This is a genomic window from Dyella terrae (assembly GCF_004322705.1).
GTDB lineage: Bacteria > Pseudomonadota > Gammaproteobacteria > Xanthomonadales > Rhodanobacteraceae > Dyella_D > Dyella_D terrae.
Genome location: NZ_SIZZ01000002.1, coordinates 330,028 through 351,131 on the forward strand (window position 1 = coordinate 330,028; position 21,104 = coordinate 351,131).

The 21,104-nt window shown below is 65.3% G+C and carries 22 protein-coding genes; 7 read left to right on the top strand and 15 right to left on the bottom strand.

The window, feature by feature from the left end:
* The first annotated feature begins 85 nt into the window (after nt 1-85).
* Both dinG and EYV96_RS12345 read left to right on the top strand, forming a co-directional pair.
* The gene (dinG, locus tag EYV96_RS12340) at nt 86-2,185 is read left to right on the top strand and encodes an ATP-dependent DNA helicase DinG (RefSeq protein ID WP_131151850.1); all 2,100 of its coding nucleotides are present in this window, start codon (nt 86-88) and stop codon (nt 2,183-2,185) included.
* 42 nt (nt 2,186-2,227) lie between these two features.
* Nucleotides 2,228-2,803 (top strand): NnrU family protein, encoded by a 576-nt coding sequence (locus EYV96_RS12345; protein WP_131151851.1) that lies wholly within the window; start codon nt 2,228-2,230, stop codon nt 2,801-2,803.
* 15 nt (nt 2,804-2,818) lie between these two features.
* Here the strand turns inward: EYV96_RS12345 and EYV96_RS12350 are convergent, their stop codons facing one another.
* The 9 genes from EYV96_RS12350 to EYV96_RS12390 all read right to left on the bottom strand — a co-directional run bounded on the left by EYV96_RS12350 (nt 2,819) and on the right by EYV96_RS12390 (nt 10,271).
* Nucleotides 2,819-3,151 carry an EF-hand domain-containing protein gene (locus EYV96_RS12350; RefSeq protein WP_131151852.1) on the bottom strand — a complete coding sequence of 111 codons (333 nt, stop codon included), beginning with the start codon at nt 3,149-3,151 and terminating at the stop codon, nt 2,819-2,821.
* Nucleotides 3,151-3,750: a GTP cyclohydrolase I FolE gene (folE, locus tag EYV96_RS12355; protein ID WP_131151853.1), complete on the bottom strand. Its 600-nt coding sequence runs from the start codon at nt 3,748-3,750 to the stop codon at nt 3,151-3,153. The genes EYV96_RS12350 and folE overlap by 1 nt, the downstream gene beginning before the upstream one ends.
* 51 nt (nt 3,751-3,801) lie before the next feature.
* Nucleotides 3,802-5,256 carry a DNA recombination protein RmuC gene (locus tag EYV96_RS12360; protein WP_131151854.1) on the bottom strand — a complete coding sequence of 485 codons (1,455 nt, stop codon included), beginning with the start codon at nt 5,254-5,256 and terminating at the stop codon, nt 3,802-3,804.
* A 74-nt stretch (nt 5,257-5,330) separates the two neighbouring features.
* Nucleotides 5,331-6,506 carry a class I SAM-dependent rRNA methyltransferase gene (locus EYV96_RS12365; protein WP_131151855.1) on the bottom strand — a complete coding sequence of 392 codons (1,176 nt, stop codon included), beginning with the start codon at nt 6,504-6,506 and terminating at the stop codon, nt 5,331-5,333.
* Nucleotides 6,507-6,570: 64 nt separating this feature from the next.
* Entirely contained in the window at nt 6,571-7,008 is a 438-nt protein-coding gene (locus EYV96_RS12370; RefSeq protein ID WP_131151856.1) for a hypothetical protein, read from the bottom strand.
* A gap of 81 nt (nt 7,009-7,089) precedes the next feature.
* The gene (locus EYV96_RS12375; RefSeq protein WP_131151857.1) at nt 7,090-8,271 is read right to left on the bottom strand and encodes a glutathionylspermidine synthase family protein; all 1,182 of its coding nucleotides are present in this window, start codon (nt 8,269-8,271) and stop codon (nt 7,090-7,092) included.
* Nucleotides 8,271-8,819, bottom strand: coding sequence for a DUF1190 domain-containing protein (locus tag EYV96_RS12380; RefSeq protein ID WP_131151858.1), 549 nt, complete (start codon nt 8,817-8,819; stop codon nt 8,271-8,273). Before EYV96_RS12380 ends, EYV96_RS12375 begins: the two co-directional genes overlap by 1 nt.
* A gap of 61 nt (nt 8,820-8,880) precedes the next feature.
* Nucleotides 8,881-9,834, bottom strand: a complete 954-nt coding sequence (locus tag EYV96_RS12385) for a serine/threonine protein kinase (RefSeq protein ID WP_131151859.1) — start codon at nt 9,832-9,834, stop codon at nt 8,881-8,883.
* A complete protein-coding gene (locus tag EYV96_RS12390; RefSeq protein ID WP_131151860.1) occupies nt 9,831-10,271 on the bottom strand; it encodes a hotdog fold thioesterase in 441 nt (146 codons plus the stop codon). The genes EYV96_RS12385 and EYV96_RS12390 overlap by 4 nt, the downstream gene beginning before the upstream one ends.
* Before the next feature lie 63 nt (nt 10,272-10,334).
* Here EYV96_RS12390 and EYV96_RS12395 point away from each other — a divergent pair, with 63 nt between their 5' ends.
* Entirely contained in the window at nt 10,335-11,381 is a 1,047-nt protein-coding gene (locus EYV96_RS12395; RefSeq protein WP_131151861.1) for a 2Fe-2S iron-sulfur cluster-binding protein, read from the top strand.
* Between the two features lie 8 nt (nt 11,382-11,389).
* Here EYV96_RS12395 and EYV96_RS12400 read toward each other — a convergent pair whose 3' ends face one another.
* From EYV96_RS12400 to EYV96_RS12410, 3 genes are all read right to left on the bottom strand, one after another.
* Nucleotides 11,390-11,836, bottom strand: a complete 447-nt coding sequence (locus EYV96_RS12400; protein ID WP_131151862.1) for a rhodanese-like domain-containing protein — start codon at nt 11,834-11,836, stop codon at nt 11,390-11,392.
* Nucleotides 11,837-11,935: 99 nt separating this feature from the next.
* Nucleotides 11,936-12,343: a hypothetical protein gene (locus tag EYV96_RS12405; protein WP_131151863.1), complete on the bottom strand. Its 408-nt coding sequence runs from the start codon at nt 12,341-12,343 to the stop codon at nt 11,936-11,938.
* A 66-nt stretch (nt 12,344-12,409) separates the two neighbouring features.
* Nucleotides 12,410-12,871, bottom strand: a complete 462-nt coding sequence (locus EYV96_RS12410) for a YiiD C-terminal domain-containing protein (RefSeq protein WP_131151864.1) — start codon at nt 12,869-12,871, stop codon at nt 12,410-12,412.
* 79 nt (nt 12,872-12,950) lie between these two features.
* Between EYV96_RS12410 and EYV96_RS12415 the strand changes: the two genes are divergently transcribed.
* The 3 genes from EYV96_RS12415 to EYV96_RS12425 are packed head-to-tail and all read left to right on the top strand — an operon-like array spanning nt 12,951 to nt 16,088.
* Nucleotides 12,951-13,718 (top strand): uroporphyrinogen-III synthase, encoded by a 768-nt coding sequence (locus EYV96_RS12415; protein WP_131151865.1) that lies wholly within the window; start codon nt 12,951-12,953, stop codon nt 13,716-13,718.
* 28 nt (nt 13,719-13,746) lie between these two features.
* Nucleotides 13,747-14,835, top strand: a complete 1,089-nt coding sequence (locus EYV96_RS12420) for a uroporphyrinogen-III C-methyltransferase (RefSeq protein ID WP_240732506.1) — start codon at nt 13,747-13,749, stop codon at nt 14,833-14,835.
* Entirely contained in the window at nt 14,832-16,088 is a 1,257-nt protein-coding gene (locus EYV96_RS12425) for a heme biosynthesis HemY N-terminal domain-containing protein (protein WP_131151866.1), read from the top strand. The genes EYV96_RS12420 and EYV96_RS12425 overlap by 4 nt, the downstream gene beginning before the upstream one ends.
* 1 nt (nt 16,089) lies before the next feature.
* Here the strand turns inward: EYV96_RS12425 and EYV96_RS12430 are convergent, their stop codons facing one another.
* The 3 genes from EYV96_RS12430 to EYV96_RS12440 form a co-directional block, all read right to left on the bottom strand.
* Nucleotides 16,090-16,437, bottom strand: a complete 348-nt coding sequence (locus tag EYV96_RS12430) for a hypothetical protein (protein ID WP_165488672.1) — start codon at nt 16,435-16,437, stop codon at nt 16,090-16,092.
* Between the two features lie 186 nt (nt 16,438-16,623).
* Entirely contained in the window at nt 16,624-18,834 is a 2,211-nt protein-coding gene (gene uvrD / locus EYV96_RS12435; protein ID WP_131151868.1) for a DNA helicase II, read from the bottom strand.
* A 252-nt stretch (nt 18,835-19,086) separates the two neighbouring features.
* Complete coding sequence (locus EYV96_RS12440) at nt 19,087-19,341, bottom strand: hypothetical protein (protein WP_131151869.1); 255 nt, start codon at nt 19,339-19,341, stop codon at nt 19,087-19,089.
* A gap of 805 nt (nt 19,342-20,146) precedes the next feature.
* Between EYV96_RS12440 and EYV96_RS12445 the strand changes: the two genes are divergently transcribed.
* The gene (locus EYV96_RS12445; protein WP_131151870.1) at nt 20,147-21,091 is read left to right on the top strand and encodes a Fic family protein; all 945 of its coding nucleotides are present in this window, start codon (nt 20,147-20,149) and stop codon (nt 21,089-21,091) included.
* Nucleotides 21,092-21,104: the final 13 nt, after the last annotated feature.

The window sequence follows — 21,104 nt, forward strand, 5'->3', positions numbered from 1 at the left end:
CCCGTCGGCAGCGGCGGGGTCCGGCCGCACGGTACAATGTGCGGCCAGCGCCCCTCCGGGGCCGCACCTCGCCCGCCCCGGCCGCATGCTCACAGACGACACCAAGGACGCCATCCGTACCGCCTACGCGCGCCTGAAAGAAGGCCTGCCGGGGTTTCGTGCGCGCGCGTCGCAGGGAAAGATGATCGCCGAGGTCGCCAAGGCCCTGGCCGAACCCGGTGGCGCGGCGGTGATCGAGGCGCCCACGGGCACCGGCAAGTCGATGGCCTATCTCATCGCCGGCCTGGAAGTGGCCCGCGCCCAGAAGAAAAAGCTGCTCATTGCCACGGCCACCGTGGCCCTGCAGGAGCAGCTGGTCAACCGCGACATCCCGCTGTATCTCAAGCTCAACGAGCGCGAGGCGAAAGTCGCGCTGGCGAAGGGGCGTGGCCGGTACCTGTGCCCGCGCAACCTCGCCATGGCGCGCAACAGCCTGCAGGACTCCGGCCAGATGGGCCTGGGCTTCGATGCGGACCTTGCCCTGTGGAGCAAACCGCCCGCCGAGCGCGACAAGCAGGCCCTGTCCAAGCTGGCGGGTGCCTTCGATCGCGGTGAGTGGGACGGCGATATCGACAACGCGCCGGAAGCACCAGGCGACATGCTGCGCGCGATGATCACCACCAGCGCCGGTGGTTGCACCGGCCGCAAGTGCGGGCAGTTCATGGCGTGCCCGTTCTTCGCCGCGCGCCGCGCGGTCGGCGATGCCGAAATCATTGTCGCCAACCAGGACCTGGTACTGGCCGACCTCACCATGCCGCGCGAGGAAGACGGTTTCGGTGGCGTGATTCTGCCCAAGCCCGAGGAAGTGCTCTACATCTTCGACGAAGGGCACCACGTCCCGTCCAAGGCCATCGATCGCGGCGCGGCGGATGTACACATCAATTTTGCGGTGCGCTCGCTTTCCAAACTGGGCCGCCAGATCCACGCCGCGTATTCGCTGACCGACAAGGAAGTGATCGGCAAGCTCACGCTCGATGCCGGTGACGAAAAGCTTCAAGAGCTGAGCGATGCGCTGGAGGAACTGGAGAAGGACATCCGCATGTCCTGGATCCCCTCCCACGACGATGACGAGCCCATGTACCGCGGCTCGCTAGGCCAGCTGCCGGAGCAGTGGGTGGAGCACGCGCGCGTGCTCTATGTTTTTACGGGCGAGATCGAACGCTGGCTCGGTGCCGTGCGCCGTGCCGTGACGGAAATGACCGAAGGCGGTCCAACGCAGGAGGCGCTGTCGCGCGAGCTGGGCATGGCGCTGGAGCGTATCGACCGCCAGGTGCGCACCTGGCGAGCATGGTCCAGCGAGGATCGTGAAGGCGTGCCGCCGCTGGCGCGCTGGGTCACGCTCTCCACCGACCAGCAGCTTGTGTGCCATGCCTCGTCGGTATCGGCCGGCGGCCTGTTGCGACAGGTGCTGTGGGACAACGCAAGCGCCGTGGTGATGACATCGGCCACGCTGAGCGCGGGCGGCAATTTCCGTGGCTTCGCCGATGCGGTTGGCCTGCCGAACGACGCCGTCACCTTGAGCCTCCCGTCGCCCTTCGATCTCGCTTCGCAAGCGCGCCTGGAAGTCCCTGCCTTGCGCGCGTTGCCGGATGCGCGCGAAGAGCACGCGCAGGAGATCAGCGACTGGCTGGCCAGGAACCTCGACTGGACGGCCGGCAACCTGGTGCTGTTCACCTCGCGCGCCAAGCTCGACCGCGTCCTGCAGAAGCTCCCGATCGAGTTCGTCCGCAAGGTGCGTGCGCAAGGTTCCCTGGGCAAAACGCAGCTGGTCGCCGAGCACATCGCTGACGTTGAAGCCGGCAAGGGCAGCACCTTGTTCGGGCTGGCCTCGTTCGGCGAAGGCCTGGACTTGCCGGGCAAGCTCTGCGAAACCGTGGTGATCACCCAGTTGCCCTTTGCGGTGCCGACCGATCCGGTGGGTGCCACTTATGCCGAGTGGCTGGAATCACGCGGCCGCAATCCGTTCATCGAAGTCACGGTGCCGGACGCGACGCGCGTTCTTACCCAGTACTGCGGGCGTTTGATCCGTACGGAAACCGATCACGGCCGCATCGTGCTGCTTGATCGCCGCGTGGTGCTGAAGCGCTATGGCGAGCGCATGCTGCGTGCGTTGCCGCCGTTCGAGCGTGTCATCGAACGCACCTGAGGATGTGCCTATACTGGCGCCATCTCACCCGGAGCTGCCGCCATGCTGGTGTTGATCCTCGGTCTCGTGCTGTTCCTCGGCACCCATTCCATCCGCATCTTCGCTGACGGCTGGCGTACGCAGCAGCTGGCCAGGCGCGGCGAGCTGGGATGGAAAGCCGTCTATTCGATCGTCTCGATCATCGGCTTCATCCTGATCGTTTACGGGTTCGGCCTCGCGCGCCAGCATCCGACGCTGCTCTACGTGCCGCCGATGTGGCTGCGCCATCTCAATGGGCTCTTTACGCTGATCGCGTTCATCCTGGTCGCGGCCGCCTATGTCCCGGGAAACCGCATCAAGCAGCGCCTGGGCCATCCCATGCTGGCGGGCGTGAAGACCTGGGCCTTCGGCCATCTGCTCGCCACCGGCATGCTGCACGACGTCGTGCTGTTTGGTGCCTTTCTGATCTGGGCGGGCGTGGACTTCATGGTCTCGCGCCGGCGCGACCGGGCGATGGGTATCGTTTACCCGGCAGGTACGCTGGGCCGCGATATCGTGACCCTCGTGGTGGGTGTCGTCGGCTGGGCCATCTTCGCCTTCGCGCTGCACGCGTGGCTGATCGGCGTCAAACCGATGTAAGCGGCGCGGCGAGCCTCAGGGCGGGCTCGCCAGTTCCTTCGCATCGAGGAAGTCATCGCCGTTGCGGTCGAGGCGGTGGAACTGCCGCCGCAGGTTGGCCTGGTACTTTTCCAGCGTAATCGGTTGGCCGTGGCCGCCTGGCAGCTCGTCGGCATCGATCACGCCGTTACCGTTGACATCCATGCGCCGGAATCCGGCGCTCATGTATGCCACGTACTCGGCCTCGCTGATCTTGCCGTCGTGGTTGGCATCCATGCGCGCCAGGTATTCGGCCGGCGTGCGCGGATAGTCCTGCGCGCTGGCGAGCAGGGGCAGCGCCAGCAGCAGGCACGCCGTGAAACCGCGCATCAACGACCGCCGTGGATGCCGATGAACTGCAGGAACTCACTGCGGGTACGGGCATCGTCGCGGAAGGCGCCGAGCATCTGGCTGGTGACCATGGACACGCCGCGCTTGTGCACGCCGCGCGTGGTCATGCATTCGTGGCTGGCATCGATCACCACGGCCACGCCGGCCGGATGCAGGTTTTCCTGGATGCACTGCGCGATCTGCGCGGTGAGCTTTTCCTGCACCTGGAAGCGACGGGCGAAAGCATCGACCACGCGCGCCAGCTTGCTGATGCCCACCACGCGATTGGTCGGCAGGTAGCCCACATGCGCGCGGCCGATGATCGGCGCCATGTGGTGTTCGCAATGGCTTTCGAACTCGATGTCGCGCAGCACGACCATTTCGTCGTAACCGGCTACTTCCTCAAAGGTGCGGCGCAGGTATTCACCCGGGTCGACCTGGTAGCCCGAGAACCAGTCGCGGTAGGCCTTGACCACGCGCTTGGGCGTATCGAGCAGGCCTTCGCGGCTCGGGTCCTCGCCGGACCAGCGCAGCAGCACGCGCACGGCTTCCTCGGCCTGTTCGCGGGTTACTTCGGTGGATGCGGGCTGCTCGGTCATGGGTTTTCCTTCGAATGGGGTACTCGTGGGCCTTTCAGTGTACCGCCGACGTCAAGCCTGGGTTTCCGGCTCGTCGTCGGGTGCCTCGTCGGGGGCGGGCAGGGCGTCGTCGAACAGCTGCACGCTTTCCTCGCCCGACAACTGCTCCACGCCGCGCAGTTTGCGCTCGATGGTACGGCTCTTTTTGCCGGCATCGCCAATGCTGCGGCTGACCGTATTGATCTGCTTTTCGGCCTTTTCGAGAATCGTGGCGAACTTGCCGAATTCCGTCTTCACCGCGCCAAGCAGGGTCCAGACCTCGCTGCTGCGCTTGGCGATGGCCAGCGTGCGGAAGCCCATCTGCAGGCTGTTGAGCAGGGCCGTGAGCGTGGTGGGGCCGGCGACCGTGATGTGGAAGTCGCGCTGCAGGTTCTCGAACAGGCCCGGGCGACGGATCACTTCCGCGTAAAGCCCTTCGGTGGGCAGGAACAGCACGGCAAAGTCGGTGGTATGCGGCACCGCCACGTACTTGCTGCGAATGCGCTTGGCTTCTTCGCGCACGCGAAGTTCCAGTGCACGGCCAGCTTGCGCGGCAGCATCGGCATCGGCCGCCTCCTGGGCATCGAGCAGGCGCTGGTAATCCTCCACCGGGAACTTGGCGTCGATCGGCAGGAAGACCGGCGATTCGCCATTCGGCCCCGGCATGCGCACGGCGAATTCCACGCGCTCGCTGCTGCCCGGCACCGTGGCCACATTGGACTCGTACTGCTCGATGGTGAGCATCTGTTCGAGCAAGGTGCCCAGCTGCACTTCGCCGAGAATGCCGCGCGTTTTCACGTTGGTAAGCACGCGCTTGAGATCGCCCACGCCGGTGGCCAGGCTCTGCATTTCGCCGAGGCCGCGCTGCACGGCTTCCAGGCGTTCGGAGACCAGCTTGAACGACTGGCCAAGGCGCGTTTCCAGCGTGGTCTGCAGCTTCTCGTCGACCGTGGCGCGCATCTGTTCGAGCTTGGCCGCGTTGTCGTCCTGCAGCGCTTTGAGCTTGGTTTCCAGCGTCGTGCGCACTTCGCCGAGGCGTTTTTCGTTGTCCAGCGTGAGCGTGGCAAGGCTTTTCTGCAGCTGCTCGCCGAAATGCTTGACGGTAAGCGTGAGCTCTTCGCGATTGGTGCGCGCGTCGTCGGTGAGGCGCTGGCGCAGCGATTCCAGGCTCTGGTTGGTGCGCTCGGTCAACGCATCCAGGCGCACGCCGAAGCCTTCGATGCGCTCATGCTGTTGCGTGCCCAGCGCACCGAGCTGCGTATGCAACTGGCCGCGGAACTGTTCGAGCGTCTGTCCCAGTTCGCTGCGGCCGGCGCGATGTTCCTGGCCGAGCGTCTCGCGCAGATGCCGGTTGTCGTCGCGCAACGTGTCCAGTCGCGCATTCATCTCGCCGTCGCCGCGTTGCCGCGTCAGCGCGATGACCTGCAGCGCAAGCACTGCCAGCACGGCAAGGATGAGGACAATCAGCAGGATTTCGGTCAGCGACATGGTGGTTCCACAGGCAAGGCAGCCATCAGTGTACGCGCGGCCGTCTCAGCAAACGGGACGGGACGCGCCCGCGCTCACCAGACGCGACAGAACACCGCTTTGAGGTAACGTCCTTCCGGCACATCGCTGCGCACCGGGTGATCCGTGCCGGCGCCGCGCACTTCAAGCACCTGGATCTCGCGTCCGGCATTGAGTGCCACGCGACGAAGCATCTCCAGGAAATCGCCTTCGCTGACCAGGCCCGTGCACGAACAGGTCAACAGCAGCCCGCCCGGCGGAATCACATCGAGCGCGAGGCGGTTCATCGCGAAGTACTTCTTCAGCGCATCCATCACCCGGTTGCGGTCACGCGTGAGCTTGGCCGGATCGAGCACCACCGCATCGTAGGTTTCGCCGTTGGCGACCGCGTTGCGCAGCCAGTCGAAGATGTCGGCCTGGTCGAACCGGGCGGACACGTTGTTGGCGGCGGCATTGGCGCGGGCGATTTCGAGGATGCCGGCGTCCATGTCGACACCGACGGCTTCGGTCGCTCCACCGGCCATGGCATGCACGGCAAAACCGCCGGCGTTGCAGCACAGATCGAGCACGCGGCGACCGCGTGCCAGCTCGGCGAAGCGGCGGCGGTTGTCGCGCTGGTCAGCGAAAAAGCCCGTCTTGTGGCCATAACCCGGCGCGGCGTGGAACCGCAGGCCATGCTCGTGCACCTCCACCGGCTGCGGTGGCTCGGCCGAGCGGCAGTCGAAGGATTCCTGCTTCTGCACATGGGTTTCGGCGAACCAGTACAGGCGCGCACCGGGGAAGTGTTGCAGCAGGGCCGCGTGGATGGCCTCGCGGAACTTCCACATGCCGGCGGCAAAGTACTCGATGACCAGGATGTCGGCGTAGCGATCGACGATCAGGCCGGAGAGCCCGTCGCCTTCGCTGTGCACGACGCGCCAGGCATCGGTGTCCTTGTCCAGCTCGAGCCAGTCACGGCGCAGTTCCACGGCACGCGCGATGCGTGCGGCGATCCAGTCACCGTCGATGGCTTCTTCCGGGTCCTGCGTCAGCAGGCGCAGCGCGATGCGCGCATGGCCGTTCCAGAAGCCGCGGCCGACGAAGCGGTCCTTGGCATCGACCACGTCCACCACGCTGCCGGGCGGCAGGCGGCCTTCGGGTTTCTGGATCTGGGCCGACCAGACCCACGGGTGGCCGGGGGTGCGGTCGGAACGGAGACGGATGACGGGGAGGGGCGAGGCAGGGGTGTTCATCCCTCGCATGATACCGGGTAAGGGTTGCGGGCGCCCTTGGGCCGCCTCGCAACCCCCGGATTCCTTACCGGAACCGCAGCACCAGCCAGGACAGCAGGGCCAGCAGGTTAAGCCCGATCCGGGACACCGACGGCCCGGCCAGCGCGAGCACGAAGCCTTGCGAGCCCACATGCCAGTCCAGGCCCAGGTGCGGCGACGTCGATACGGTGGCGAAGATGTTGATGAAAGCGCCGCAATGCAGGGCGTAGCTGAAGATCGGCGTGGCGACCAGTGGCAGCTGCATCAGCTGGGCGACGCGTGAGTAGGTGACGCCGCGCTCGCTGTTCTCCAGCAGAAGCACGCCGGCGACCATCACGAAGCTGTACACGAACAGGCCGATGAGGGCGAGGATCGAGTCCTGGGTCGAGCCCAGCGGAAACAGGCGGCGAAGCATGATCACCATGCCGTAGAAACCGCCGGCGACTTCGAGCACGCCAATGATCTTGAACAGGAGGGAACGCACGCGGCTCTACCCGTGGGAAAAGTGCGCAGCTTACCGGAGCGACGGCGCAAGTTTGCATGGCCGCGTGTGCGCGGCCGCACATCACGCCATCAGGACGCCGCGCGTGTCTTCCACAATGGCGTGCGGCACGAAGCGCGCCGAATCCTGCGTCACCAGCGACTGGTCTTCGCGGATGCCGATGCCGCAGGCGCGATCGCCCACGACCCAGCTGCCGATCAACGGATGGTGATCGCCAAACGCGGGCAAGGGATGCCATGCCTGGCGAATGTAGGGTCCGGCGGTGTAAGGCCCCGGCGTGCTGACCTGCTCGCCATCGGGCAGGTGCATCGCGATGTTGGCGCCTTCGCGCGAGAACACCGGCTTGCGCACCCAGCCGGCCGGCAGGCGGCTGCCATCGTCAAAGAACGCCGGCAGCAGGTTCGGATGCTCCGGATGCTTCTGCCACAGCAGGGGCAGGATGCCCTTGTTGCTGAGGATGGCCTTCCAGGCCGGCTCGATCAGCTGGATGCCCGAGCGCGGCAGGTATTTGCCGAAGTCTTCAACGAACAGGTCTTCCAGCGGATAAAGCTTGAACAGCGCGCCGATCACGCGATCCTGCATGTCCGTATAGCGACCGTCGGCGGTGACGCCGATGTCTTCGATATCCAGCAGCGAGCACTCCACGCCGGCCTGCATCGCGCAATCGCGCAAATAGGCGACGGTGCCCTGGTCTTCGTCCGACTCACGCAGCGCCGCCAGCACGAACGGGCGCCGGATCTGCGTGGCGACGGTGCCAAACGCTTCCACCAGCGACTCGTAGATGGAGTTGTACTGGTCGGCGTTGGCCGGCAGGTGGCCGGTATGCAGCCGGTCTTCCAGCCATTGCCACTGGAAGAACGCCGCCTCGAACAACGAGGTGGGCGTGTCGTAATTGAGCTCGTACAGCTTGGCCGGGCCGAAGCCGTCGTAGGCGAGGTCCATGCGGCCGTAGAGATGCGGCTGGCGCTCGCGCCAGCTTTGCGCGATCCAGTCCCAGAAGGCTTCGGGAATCGCCAGCGTGCGCAGGTGCTGCTCGCTGTTCACGACCTCGTCGACGAGGTCCATCGCCATCGCGTGCAGTTCGCCGGTCGGCGCTTCGAGGTCGTCCTCGATCTGCCGCAGCGTGAACGCGTAATAGGCGCTTTCGTCCCAGTAGGGCACCCCGTCGATCGTGTGGAAATCAAAGCCGGACGCGTTGGCCTTGTCGCGCCAGTCCGGTCGTGCGGGAATCGCCAGACGTCGCATCAGCCGCCCGCGCTCCGCGAGCCGAAGGACGAGCCGAAACCGCCGCGGGTGACCGTCATGGCGCGATCGGGTGTCGCGGTGACAGGCACCATCTTCGCGCCGGCGCGCGAGCCGCTGTAAACGCCCGATGCGCCGCCCGTGCCCGGATCCGGCCGCTGCCAGGCACCGGCGCTGTTGCGCCAGGCCGGCCCGCTGTTGAAACCGGCCATGGGCGAGCCGTTGCGCATCATCTGCGAGATGAAGAAGCCCGCCATCATCGGCCCGAAGAACGAATGGCCGCCGCTGTCCTTCTGCTCGGCGCAGCGGTCCCAGTCGTAGTTCTTGGCGCATTCCTCGCGGCTGGCGAACTGCGGTGCGTCCTTGGCCGCTTCCGCCTGGGACTTGTCGAAGGCCTGCTGGCAGGTGGCGCGGTCGCCCGTCTGGGCCGCGCAGCTGTCCACCGAGGTGAACAAGCCCTCGCGGGTGAGGTCCTCATCGCCCTGGCAGGCGGTGAGCAGCAACGGCGTGGCGCTCATCAAGAGCAAGGCGGCGGTGCGGGATCGCTTCATGGCGCAAGTTCCTGCGAATCAGACGGCAAGCATGCCTGTTTCCCGGGTGGCCGAAAAGGCCTCAACCGGCGCCCAGTTCATCCGCCAGCTCGTGCAGATCATCCACGTGCTGCTCCCACCAGCGCGACTCCCCGGCAAAGGGGAAGGCCGCCGGGAACGCCGGGTCATGCCAGCGCGAGGCGATCCAGCCGGCGTAATGAACCTGCCGCATGGCGCGCAGGGCCGGGACCAGGGCCAGCTGGGTGCGGTCGAAGTCGCGAAACTGCTCGTAACCGTCCAGCAAGGAGTCCATGGCCGCCTCGTCGTTGGCCAGCATCCACAGGTCCTGCACGGCCGGGCCGCTGCGCGCGTCGTCCAGGTCGACGAAATGCGGGCCCTCGTCCGTCCACAGCACATTGCCGGGGTGGCAGTCGCCGTGAAGGCGGATCGTCTGCACCGGGCCGACCGCCTCGAAACGCGCCGCCACGGCTTCATCCACCCGCTGCGCCGCCACGGCATAACGGGCATGCACGCCCGGCGGCACGAGTGGCGAAGCCATCACGGCCTGCATGGGCTGCGCAATCAGCGTCGCGCGATCGACCTTGCCGCGATGCTCGAACGGCTTGCGTGCACCGATGGCATGCATGCGTGCCATCAACCGCCCCAGCCATTCCAGTTGCTCGGGTGATTCCAGTGACGGCGCCCGCCCGCCACGACGCGGTGCCAGCGCAAAGCGGTAGCCACCGTGATGAAACAGCGTGCGCCCCGACAGCGCCAGCGGCGCCACCATAGGCCACTCGGCGTCCACCAGCTCGGCAGCAAACGCGTGTTCTTCGAGAATCGCCGCGTCGGTCCATCGGCCGGGGCGATAGAACTTCGCCACCACCGGCGTACTGTCCTCGATGCCGACTTGCCACACGCGGTTTTCGTAGCTGTTGAGTGGCAAGAGCCGCCCGTCGGGCCACAGGCCGCAGGCCGTGACGGCATCGAGCACCAGGTCGGGTGTCAGGTCGGCGTAGGGCGCCTGCTCGCTCACTTGCCGGCGACCACGCGCGCGGGAATCACCGCCATGGTGATGCGCGAAATGCACACCAGCTCACCCGTTTCGGTTTCGATGCGGATTTCCCACACCTGCGTGGTGCGACCGAGATGGATCTTGCGCGCCGTGCCGATCACCGTGCCTTCGCGCACGCCACGGACATGGTTCGCATTGATATCCAGGCCCACTGCCACTTCCTGCGCCGGATCGAGCGTGAGCATCGCCGCGGTGCTGCCCAGCGTCTCGGCCAGCACCACCGACGCGCCGCCATGCAGCAGGCCATACGGCTGGTGCGTGCGGTGATCGACCGGCATGGAGCCCTGGATCCAGTCCTCGCCCACGGCGGTAAAGCGGATACCCAGCGTCTCCATCATGGTGTTCGCGCTCCAGCCGTTGATGCGCGTGAGGTCGGTGTCCTGCTTCCAGATGGCCATGCTTGATCTCCTGCAAAGGACCCGCATTGTCCGTTGCCAGCCGTACCAGCCACAATAAACAAAGTGTTTACCGTTACTCTCAATCAATCCGGCCGCCAATTCACGGTGGATCCCGACGAAACCGTGCTCGAAGCCGCGCAGCGCGCCGGCATCGCGTTGCCGTATTCGTGCCGCGCGGGCGTGTGTGGCAGCTGCAAGGCCACGCTGGTGCAGGGGCAGTGCAGTTATCCGCGCAACCCTCCGCTGGCGCTGGCCGGCACCTCGCCGCGCCAGCATGCGGTGTTGTTGTGCCAGGCCGTGCCGACCTCGGATCTGGTGATCGAGGCGCGTGAAGTCACCTCCGTTGAAGACATTGCGCGCCGGCAACTGAACGTGATCGTCGCCGAAAAACGCGTGTTGGCGCCGGATGTCGTCGGCCTCGTGCTGCAGCCGGCGGACGGCGAGCCCCGTCTGAACTGGCTGCCCGGCCAGTACCTCGACGTGCTGCTTGATGATGGCCGCCGTCGCCCGTTCTCCATCGCCAGCGGCCCACAGGCCTCCGGCGCGATCGAGATGCACGTGCGCCATGTGGCCGGCGGCGGCTTCACCTCCTGGGTGAACGACAGCCTGAAGGTGGGCGACACGCTGCGCATCGAGGGCCCGCTCGGCACCTTCGTGCCGCGCGAAGACGCCGAGCGCCCGATCATCTTCATGGCCGGCGGCACGGGTTTCGCGCCGGTCAAAGCCATCGTCGAACACTTTCTCGACCTGGGCACGCAGCGGCCCATGGATGTGTACTGGGGCGCCCGCAGCGTGGCGGACTTGTACCTGAAGGAGATGGCCCGGGGCTGGGAAATGCGCGCGCCGCTACGTTTCCATCCGGTGATTTCGGATGCGGAGCAGGCCGATGGTTTGCGCGTGGGCCTCGTGCACGAAGCCGTGCTGGACGATCACCCGGACCTCAGCGGCCACGACGTCTACATGAGCGGCCCGCCGGCGATGATCGATGCCGGTCGCAAGCTGTTCCTTGGCGCGGGCTTGCCGGAAGACCGGCTGTACTACGACTCGTTCGAATATGCGCCAGACGTGCTGGCGCAGATCCTCGCCGGGCGCGCCGGCGTCATCGAATAACGAAGCGCTTACTTATTGCCTTTGGCGGTAGGCAACTGCGCCTGCTGCCAGGCAAAGATGCCGCCACCGAGCGTATGCACCTTGGTGAAACCGGCCTTGACCAGGCGCTGGGCGGCCTTCTCGGCGTTGCCACGGCCGTCCTTGTCGATCAGCACGATCGGCAGGTCCTTGGCCTTGGACAGGTCCTTGCCTTCCGGGTCGAACTGGCTCATCGCCACGTGCTTCGCGCCCGGGATGTGGGACTTCTCGTAATCGGCGTAGGCCGACACGTCCACCAGCAGCGGGCTTTCGCGGTTCATCAGCAGCGTGAGGCCAGCCGGCGTCAGCTCCTTGTACTTGCGCATCAGGCGCATGAGTTCCATGACCACGATGCCCAGGATCAGGATCACGAACAGCGCGGCGAGCGCGAGATGATTGCCAATGAATTCAGGCAGCTTGTGCAGGACGTCGCTCATTCGAAAGCTTCCGCAGGTGCGGCAGGACCGCTGGATGAAGTGGACCGGCGATTATAGGCGACTGGACCGCAACTCGCCGGTTTGCGCCCGAAAGTGGGCTTACTGGCGGATATCCGGGAGCCCCGACATCAGCCACCAGCGCTTCTTTTCCGGGTCGTAGCGCCAGGTCTGGCGGTCCAGCACGGTGCGTTCGGACTGGGTGTTCACATTGACGATGTTCACCTGGACCAGCTGGTGGACCTCGTTTTCGCCATTGGCGACCGGGCCCTGGGTGTCGTCATAGCCGGTGACCTTGTACTGGCCGTAACGGGCCATCTCCAGCGAAGAGGGGGTCACGTCCTTGCGAACGGCTGGATCGACGAACTGCAGGCAGCTCTCGAAATCGCCCCAGCGCATGGCGTTGGCGTAGGCGTTGAGCGTGGTGGTCAGGGCCGTATTGCGCTGGTCGGCGGCACAGCCGGACAGCAGCAGGGTCAGCAGGCACAACAGGAAGGCGAGACGACGCATGCGATGGGTTCCCCCGATTGGACGGCGCATTGTGCCGCAATCGGGGGCCGGATTCGGGCGACCCCGTCACCCCCGCTTCTTGGCCACGAAACGGGCGCGCAACGTGGCGGCGGGCTTGTCGGGGCTCTCGCCGGCGATCGTGCTGGCCACTTCAATGCGGGCCCGGCCGCGTGCGTTCAGCGTGGAAAAGAACGTATCCCAATCCGAATGCGGGCTCAGGACGGACTCGCACACCAGGTCCTCCCACACGGGCGCCAGGTACTTCACGGTCGACTCGGCGACGAACACATCGCAATCCCAGTCCCGCGCGCGCAGCGCCAGCTCCACCATCGCCCAGCCGCCCAGCGTCATCAGGCTGACCAGGCTGCCGCCAAAGGCGCAGCCCTTGTCGTTGATGTTCGGGGCCAGCGGCGCGCTGAGGGTGAGGCGGCCGGGCTCGGCGTGGACGTAACGCAGGTCCATCGTGTGGGCCAGCGGGATGTGGGTCCGGATGAACTCGACCAGTTCCTGGGCAGAAGAAGGGAGCATGTGGATCGAAGGGGGAGTGGGGAATCGCCGAGTATAGGCTCTACACTCGTCGGGATTCTTACATCAGGTACCCGCGCGCGTGTCTGCCACCCCGCCCCCCAAGCTTGCCTTGCACGGCCGCACGATCGTGATCACGCGGCCGGTCGGCACGGGTGCGTCGATCGCCGCGCGCGTGCGGGCACTGGGCGGCGAGCCGATGCTGTTGCCGGGCCTGTCGCTGCGCGCCGAGCCGGGCGTGCGACCCGCGTTGCGCGAGGCGCTGAAAGACGACCTCCTGATCTTCATCAGCCCGGCTGCCGTGCGTTTCGCCGCGCGCGCCGAACCGCTGCGCACCCGGGCGACCGTCTGCGCGGTGGGCCAAGGCACGGCACGCGTGCTGCAGCGGCATCGCATCGAGGCGATTGCGCCGGACCAGCAGCAGGACAGCGAAGGCCTGCTGGCGCATGCACAGCTGAAGGACCTCCAGGGCAAGCGCGTCGCATTGATCGGCGCCCCGGGTGGTCGCGGCGTCCTGCGCGAGCAACTGGCGAAGCGCGGCGCGAAGCTGCGCGAACTGCACGTTTACCGTCGCGCCGCGCCGCGCCTGTCCCGGCGGCATATCGACGCGGTGCTGGCCTTGCCGTCCAGCGCGATGGTGCTGCTTTCCAGTGCCGAAGCGCTGGCGAACCTGCATGAGCAACTGCCCGGGGATGCCTGGAAGGTTCTGTGCAAGGCCACGGCCGTGGTCAGCAGCGAACGACTGGCCGACGCCGCACGCAAAGCCGGGTTCAAGCACATTCGCATGGCGGATTCGGCATTTTCCGACGACATGCTTCACGCTGCGGCAGGCACTTTCACAAAGGCTTGATGCGAGCCGCCCGCTCCGGGCTGCTAGCATGAAGCGCATGACTCAGGACCACGACACGCCCGAACCCGTCGCCGCGCCCGTCAGCGCCGCGCCCTCGACCAAGGCCAAGCGCCCCGCATCGCCTCCGCGCGGCGGCACGCTCGCCCTGGCCCTGTTGCTTTCGCTCGTTGCCATGGGCGGTGCCGGCTATGTCGGCTGGCGCCAGTACACCCAGGAAACCAGCGTGCGTGGCGCCATGCAGGACGCTGCCAGCCAGGAAGTGCGCCTGGCCAACGTCGAGCGCGCCAACGAAGCCACCGACAACGATCGCACGCTGTTGCGCCAGCGCCTCGCCGACGCCGAGCAGGTGAATCGTTCGCTGCGCGACGAGTTGCTCGCCCAGGCCGATCGCACGCGCAATCTCGAAGATGCGGTAGCCAAGTTGTCCGAGCGCACGCTGTCCGGTCACGACGGCATGCTGCTGGATGAAACCGAATCCCTGCTGCGCATGGCCAAGGAGCGTTACGCGCTGTTCCACGATGCCGCCGGTGCCGCCGCTGCCTACGATCTGGCCGACAAGACCGTTGCCGCCGTCAACGACGGTGCGTTTTCCGGCCTGCGCCAGAGCATCAACAACGAGCGCGAGGCGCTGGTGAAGAGCCAGCCGACCAATCAGGTCGGTGCACTGGAATCGCTGACGCAGTTGCGCGCCACCGTCGTGGATCTGCCGCTGAAGTCGCTGGACGACGACGCGCAGGGCGCCGCGACCGATGCATGGTCGCGCGTGCGTCGCGCACTCTCGAGCGTCGTCACCGTGCAGCGCGTATCGGCTTCGCCCTTGTCGGTGACCGATGCACGCTTCGCGCGCGAACTCGTTGCACTGGATCTTGCGCAGGCACAGGCCGCTTTGCTTGCGTTCGACAACGAAGCGTTCGTCGCTGCGCTCAAGCGCGCCGACGCCAATCTCGCCGGTGCGTTTGATGACAAGGACGAAGGCGTGAAACAGGCGCGCGCACGCATCGAAGCGCTGACCCAGCAGATGCAGCCCAAGCAGCCGATCGAACTCGGTGCCGCTCTCACCGAGCTGCGCAACCTGCGCTCGGTACACGCGCTCAAGCCCGTCGAGGCCAAGCCATGACGCTGTGGCGCTGGATCCTGTTGCTGGTGATTGCCGCTGCCGTTGCCGCCTTTGGCTGGCACTGGGTCGCGGAAGATCCGGGCTATGTGCTGGTGCAGCTGCGCGGCTGGCAGGCGGAGACGTCGGTCGTCGGCGCCATCGTGCTGTTGCTGGTGCTGTGGGCGCTGATCGTGCTGGTGGTGCGCCTGGTGCGCTGGCCGTTCGGTGCCTTGAGTCGCCGCCATCGTCGCGTCAGCCGCAAGCGTCTTGCCGCCGGCCTCGTTGCTTTGATGGAAGGCCGTCACGGCGACGCCGAGCGCGATCTCAATCGCGCCTCGCGACTGGATAGCCTGCGCGGCCCGGCCTTGCTCGCCTCGGCCGAAGCGGCGTCACGTCGCGGCGAACAGGTGCGTGCCCTCGAAGCCCTCGACGAAGCCAGCCAGACCGAGCCGCGTGCCGCACGCGTGTTGCGCGCACGCGTCCTGCGCCGCGACAGCAAAGCCGCCGAAGCGCTGGCGCTGCTGGCGCCCGAAGCCGACGCCGGCACGCTCACTCCGGGTGGCTGGCGCGAACTCGTGCTCGCCGCACTCGATACGGGCGACTACCGCCGCGCCCGCGAAGCGCTTGAACCGCTGCAGAAGAGCGGCGCACTCGGCGCGCGCGGTTTCGCGCAGCTGGAAGGTCAGGTGCTGGCCGCGTCCCTCAAATCCGCACCCGATGCCGCCGCGCTCAATCAATTGTGGTCGCAGTTGCCCAAGCAACAGCGCCGCATCCCCGCCGCCATCGACGCCTACGCCCGCACCGCCGCCGCTTACGGCATGGTCCTGCCCGCCATGGACGAAGTGGAATCCGCGCTGCGTCGCGAATGGTCCCCGACCCTGATCGAAACCTACGGCCTGCTCGGCGACGACGACCTCGACGCCCGCCTGCGCCGCGCCGAAGGCTGGGTCGACGCGCACCCCAACGACGCCGCCCTGATGCTCACGCTTGGCCGCATGTGCGTGCGCGTGAAGCTGTGGGGCAAGGCACATCAATACCTCGATCGCTCGCTGGCGCTTGAACCCAGCAGCGGCGCATGGGAAGCCCTCGGCGATACCTTCGCCGGCGAAGACAACATGGCGATGGCGCAACTGTGCTATCGCAACGCGCTGTCGATCGCCCGTGGCGGCAAGGCGAAGGACCTGCCGGCCGGCACGGTCTCGTCGCGCATGAACACGCGCCCGATCGCCGTCGAAGAGCGCAGCGAGCACGGCGTGCCGCGCCTGCGCGAATGACTCAATGGGCCGACAAGGCCCAGGTGAGGAAACCCGCATTCACCGTCGTCATCGCCAGTGACACTAAAAAGAGCGTATCGGAGATACGCTCCAGTCGATGCAGTCGCCGCACGCTACGCGTGCGCAGCGACCAGTACGACATCAGGCAGGTCACCAGGTAAAGCATCGCGTTGACGGCAAACATGTCGTCTTCGATCAGGTCCGCCTGCCGGATCGCGATGATCACGCGCAGTATCCCGATCACCGTAATGCACACGCCCACCATCGCTGCCGACGTGGTGAAGATATGCGTGCTGATGTCGTGGTCCAGCGGCGATTTGTCGTTGGTGTCTGGCATAGGTGCTGCCATGGACCGGGAGACGCCGATGGTAGTTCCGGGCGGTGTGATCGTTGCGTTGGCGCAAGGAATTGCGGGGGAGGGCGCGGCGCTGCGCGCCTGCGGTGAACGGTGAACGGTGAACTGAGAAAGCGGTGGAGGTCGCTGCGCCACCTGCTCTGACTGTTTACTGTTCCCCGTTCCTCCGTTTACCGCTCATCAGAGCGCCGTCAAATTCGCATAAGCCGCCACCAGCCACTTGCTGCCGGCACTCTCGAAATTCACCTGCAAGCGCGTGTGCGCACCACTGCCTTCGGCGCTCACCACGACGCCTTCGCCAAACGACGGATGGCTCACGCGCTGCCCCAGTTGCACCGGACGGTCTTCCTGCAAGGTCGGCGTGTTGTCCGCAAAGCGCCCGGCGTACATGGGTCGACTGGTCTGCACGCGCGGACGTACTTCGTCGATCAGTTCGGCAGGGATCTCGCCAAGGAAACGCGAAGGCCGTGCCAGCATTTCCACGCCGTGCATGCGACGCGACTCGGCATGCGTGATCACCAGGCGTTCGCGCGCACGGGTGATTCCCACATAGGCAAGACGGCGCTCTTCCTCCAATCGGCCCTCGTCCTCGACGGAACGCTGGCTCGGGAACAGCCCTTCCTCCATGCCCACCAGGAACACCACCGGGAACTCCAGCCCCTTGGCCGAATGCAGCGTCATCAACTGCACGCAATCGTCCCAGGCTTCGCCCTGGCCTTCACCGGCTTCCAGCGCCGCGTGTGACAGGAACGCCGACAGCTCGCTCAAGCCCGCATCGATATCGTCCTGCGTCGGCTCAAAGCGACTGGCGACGTTGATCAGCTCGTCCAGGTTCTCCACGCGTGATTCGGCATTGCCGCGGCTGTCCTTTTCGTAGAAGTCGCGCAGGCCGGTATGCGTAATGGCGTGTTCGATCTGCTCGGCCAGGGCGAGTGCGGTGGCTTCCGAGTCGCCATCGCTGCCGAGGCCGGCAAAGGTGCGTGCCATCTCGTCGATCATGCCAAGGAACGCCTTTACTGCATTCTTAGCGCGACCGGCCAGTTCGCCACCGCTGGTCAACTCGTTGAGCGTAGCCTCCCACATCGACGTGTTCTCACCACGCGCACGGCGACGCAACACATCCAAGGTGCGGTCGCCGATACCACGCGGCGGCGTATTCACGGCGCGCTCAAACGCCGCATCGTCGTGGCGATTGGAGCAAAGACGCAAATACGCCAGCGCATCCTTGATTTCCGCGCGCTCGAAGAACCGCAGGCCGCCATACACGCGATACGGAATATCGCGCTGGATCAACTGCTCTTCGAAGTTGCGCGACTGCGCATTGGAGCGATACAGGATCGCGCAATCACGCGCATTGCCATGCTCGGCGATGTACTCACGAATGCGCTCGATGACAAAACGCGCCTCGTCCTGCTCGTTGTACGCGGCATACAGCGCAATGCGTTCACCTTCATCGCCCGCCGTCCACAACTGCTTGCCCAGGCGCCCGCCATTGCGCGCAATCACGCTGTTGGCGGCTTTCAGGATGGTGGACGTGGAGCGGTAATTCTGCTCCAGCTTGATCGTGCGTGCGCCCGGGAAATCGCGCAGGAACTGCTGTACGTTCTCCACCTTTGCGCCACGCCAGCCGTAAATCGCCTGGTCGTCATCACCCACCACGAACACCTGGCCACTGGCGCCCGCCAGCACGCGAATCCACGCGTACTGCAACGTGTTGGTGTCCTGGAACTCGTCGATCAGCAAGTAACGCCAGCGTTGCTGGTAATGCTCCAGCACCGACGGGTTCTTCAGCCACAACTCGTGCGCGCGCAGCAGCAGCTCGGCGAAATCCACCAGCCCGGCGCGACGGCAAGCGTCCTCATAGGCCTGGTAGATCTGCACATACGTACGAGTCACCGCATGGTTGTGGTGCTCGATGGTGTCGGCGCGCTTGCCTTCGTCCTTCCAGCTGTTGATCTGCCAGGTGGCCTGGCGCGGCGGAAACTTCGCTTCGTCCAAACCCAGCCCCGCGACCACGCGCTTGACGATGCGCTGCTGGTCGTCGCTGTCCAGAATCTGGAAGCCCTCCGGCAGCCCCGCCTCGTGCCAATGGCGGCGCAACAGGCGATGGGCGATGCCGTGGAACGTGCCCACGGTCAGCCCCTGCGTTCCGCCCGGGATCAACTGATCCAGGCGCGCCCGCATCTCGCCCGCCGCCTTGTTGGTAAAGGTCACCGCCAGAATCGCCCACGGCGGAATGTGCTCCACCTGGGTCAGCCAGCCGATGCGGTGGGTGAGCACGCGGGTCTTGCCGGATCCGGCGCCGGCGAGGACGAGATAGTGGCCAGGGGGAGCGCAAACGGCTTCGCGCTGCGCGTCGTTCAGCTTGTCGATGAGGTGCGAGACATCCATCTTCCCATTGTAGCGCCTGGGGGTGCGCGGCTGGCTCGAATCCTGTGGATTTGGGGCGTCCCGCCGTGGGCCGGCACGAGGGCCGGCCCGTACACGTGCAGCCGGTCATTCACTCGGGTTCGCATTCGCGAAGAACGATTTCAGCCGTTCGTACGTCCGTGCCGACGGTACTCGCCATCGGGCAAAGGCGTCTCAATCTTCGCGGGTTGTCGGGTGAGCTTCGAATGACTCCGGATGGATATCCAAGACCTTCTACGGCAGGCCCTCCAACGCCAGTACGGCAGATTTTTTCGCGTTGTCCAGCCAGCGTCGCAGCGCCTTCAGTTCACGACGCCACGCTTCATCTTCCGGTCGACTCAAGGGCACCATCAGTTCGTACACGCTGTAAGCCGTGTCGCGCGCCATCGAGCAACACTCCACCACATCGCGAATGTGCTCGCGCGACTCGTCCAGTGCGGAGTTCCGAAGTTTCGCATCGCCCGATACCGGGCGTTTTCCCTTATCCATTTTGTGTCCCTCCCACAAACGCGGCACGCCGTGCAAGCACGAACGCGCCGCGCGTGGTGCAAAAAGCACCGCTCAAGTCATGAAGGCTCACCGGCCTGCCCGTGACCGGGCGCCGGAAGGCTTGGTTGCAAAGTGGTGCGGCCAGCCACCCTCCGTCCTCCGCTAATAGGACGGAGGTGCTCGAAAGCGCTGTAACGATCCGGGCGCGGCGGATGGCCGCCGTTCGTCAACCGCGTCTGCGGAGGGTGCGGACGTCCCGGGGATCGGTGAGGGGGCCGCTTTGTGGGCGCGGCGGGGGGAGTATTGCCGTAGACTTTGGCGTAGCCATCTTCAATAGCCTTCTATTGGTGGTGGTCAGCGGGTCTTGTGGTGCTCTAACACCCAAGGCCCGCGCTTCTCGCTTCATGATGGAGCGATGCGCTGCCTGTGTTTCGATGGAAATGCAGAGCGACAGGCAGCGAAGGGGACACTAACAAATTTGCGCGTGGCGTGTCTGTCAGTAGAGAGCGTTGGTCGGTCGCAAAGAGCGCGGACAAATCTCAGGGCGAACACCGCCGACGCATTCCCGCGTGGTGGCGGGCGGGCGCCAAACTTCGCGAACCGCATCTTCAATGCTGCTGGCCGTCGTTCAATGACTGTCGATGCCACCGGGATCGCCCTCTGATCCCAACCTCGGCCGTCAACCTTTGAGATCGGTCATTCGAGTACCGATAGGGGGGGCTTGACGCCGAACATGAAGGCGCAGATAAATGCGCTGCCGCGAAAGTTCCTGCGGTTGGGATAGGACCATCTGGAAAGGGGCCGGATGATCAGGGGGCAAGGAGAGATCTTATCGACCCAGGGAGAGTGGTCGACTGAGCTGATCAGGCTCGGCGGCGATCGCATTTTGGGTTCGACCATACCGGGATGCATATCCAGTCGTGTCTTGCGACATCTGGCTGCGGTCTCTGCTGGGCTCAAAGTCCAGTCAGCAGTAGCGGCGCGCTACGCACAGGCCGTGCTTGTTGTCCCGGCATGCGGAAGTCGGATTGCCAACGAACTCTTGTCCGAGAGTTCGTATGGAAACGCCTCCTACTCTCCTCTCGAAACTATGACGACTGGTCTCGCCGATTTCAGTCGTGCCATTCGATTGCCCATTTCAGCATCTCATCGCGTAGATCTCGGGAAACTCGCATCTCAGTTCAGGTCGAACAAATTCCGCAAAAAGGAATCAGTTGTTCGAGTAGGCGCAGTTGTGGTGGAGGGGCTAGAAGGGCAGCTCGCTTATGTGCCACCGCACCCCAAACACTTCGATAGGCTTCTTGGTGATCTCTACGAGGCCATAAGGTCGTTGGAACCCAAGAGCATGGACGCCGTGGCGCCCGTCGCGTTCTTGATCATGTGCCAATTTATGGCCATTCACCCATTGACCGATGGCAACGGACGAGCGGCTCGCGCCATGTTCATTCGTCTGTGTCGTATCGGTGGATTGGATGCAGCCTCCGCAGCTCTGATTTTGTCGATAGTACTGACGAGGTATCGGGCAGCGTATTACTCATCTCTGATGAGTTACTGCCTGTCGGGCGATTTCTCAGGTCTTGAAGCCATCCTTCTGTCCTCCATCCGCGATGCAAACGCTGCTGTTGCAGTGACATCGAGTGAAGACGATTTTCGATCGGAAGTGTCTGTGCGTAAGGGTGAAGGCCGCCCCGCACTGCAAGGCCAAGCGGCCTTGGCTGAATTCGTAGAACTCGCAAAGATCATCTACTAAGAATCGAACTCCA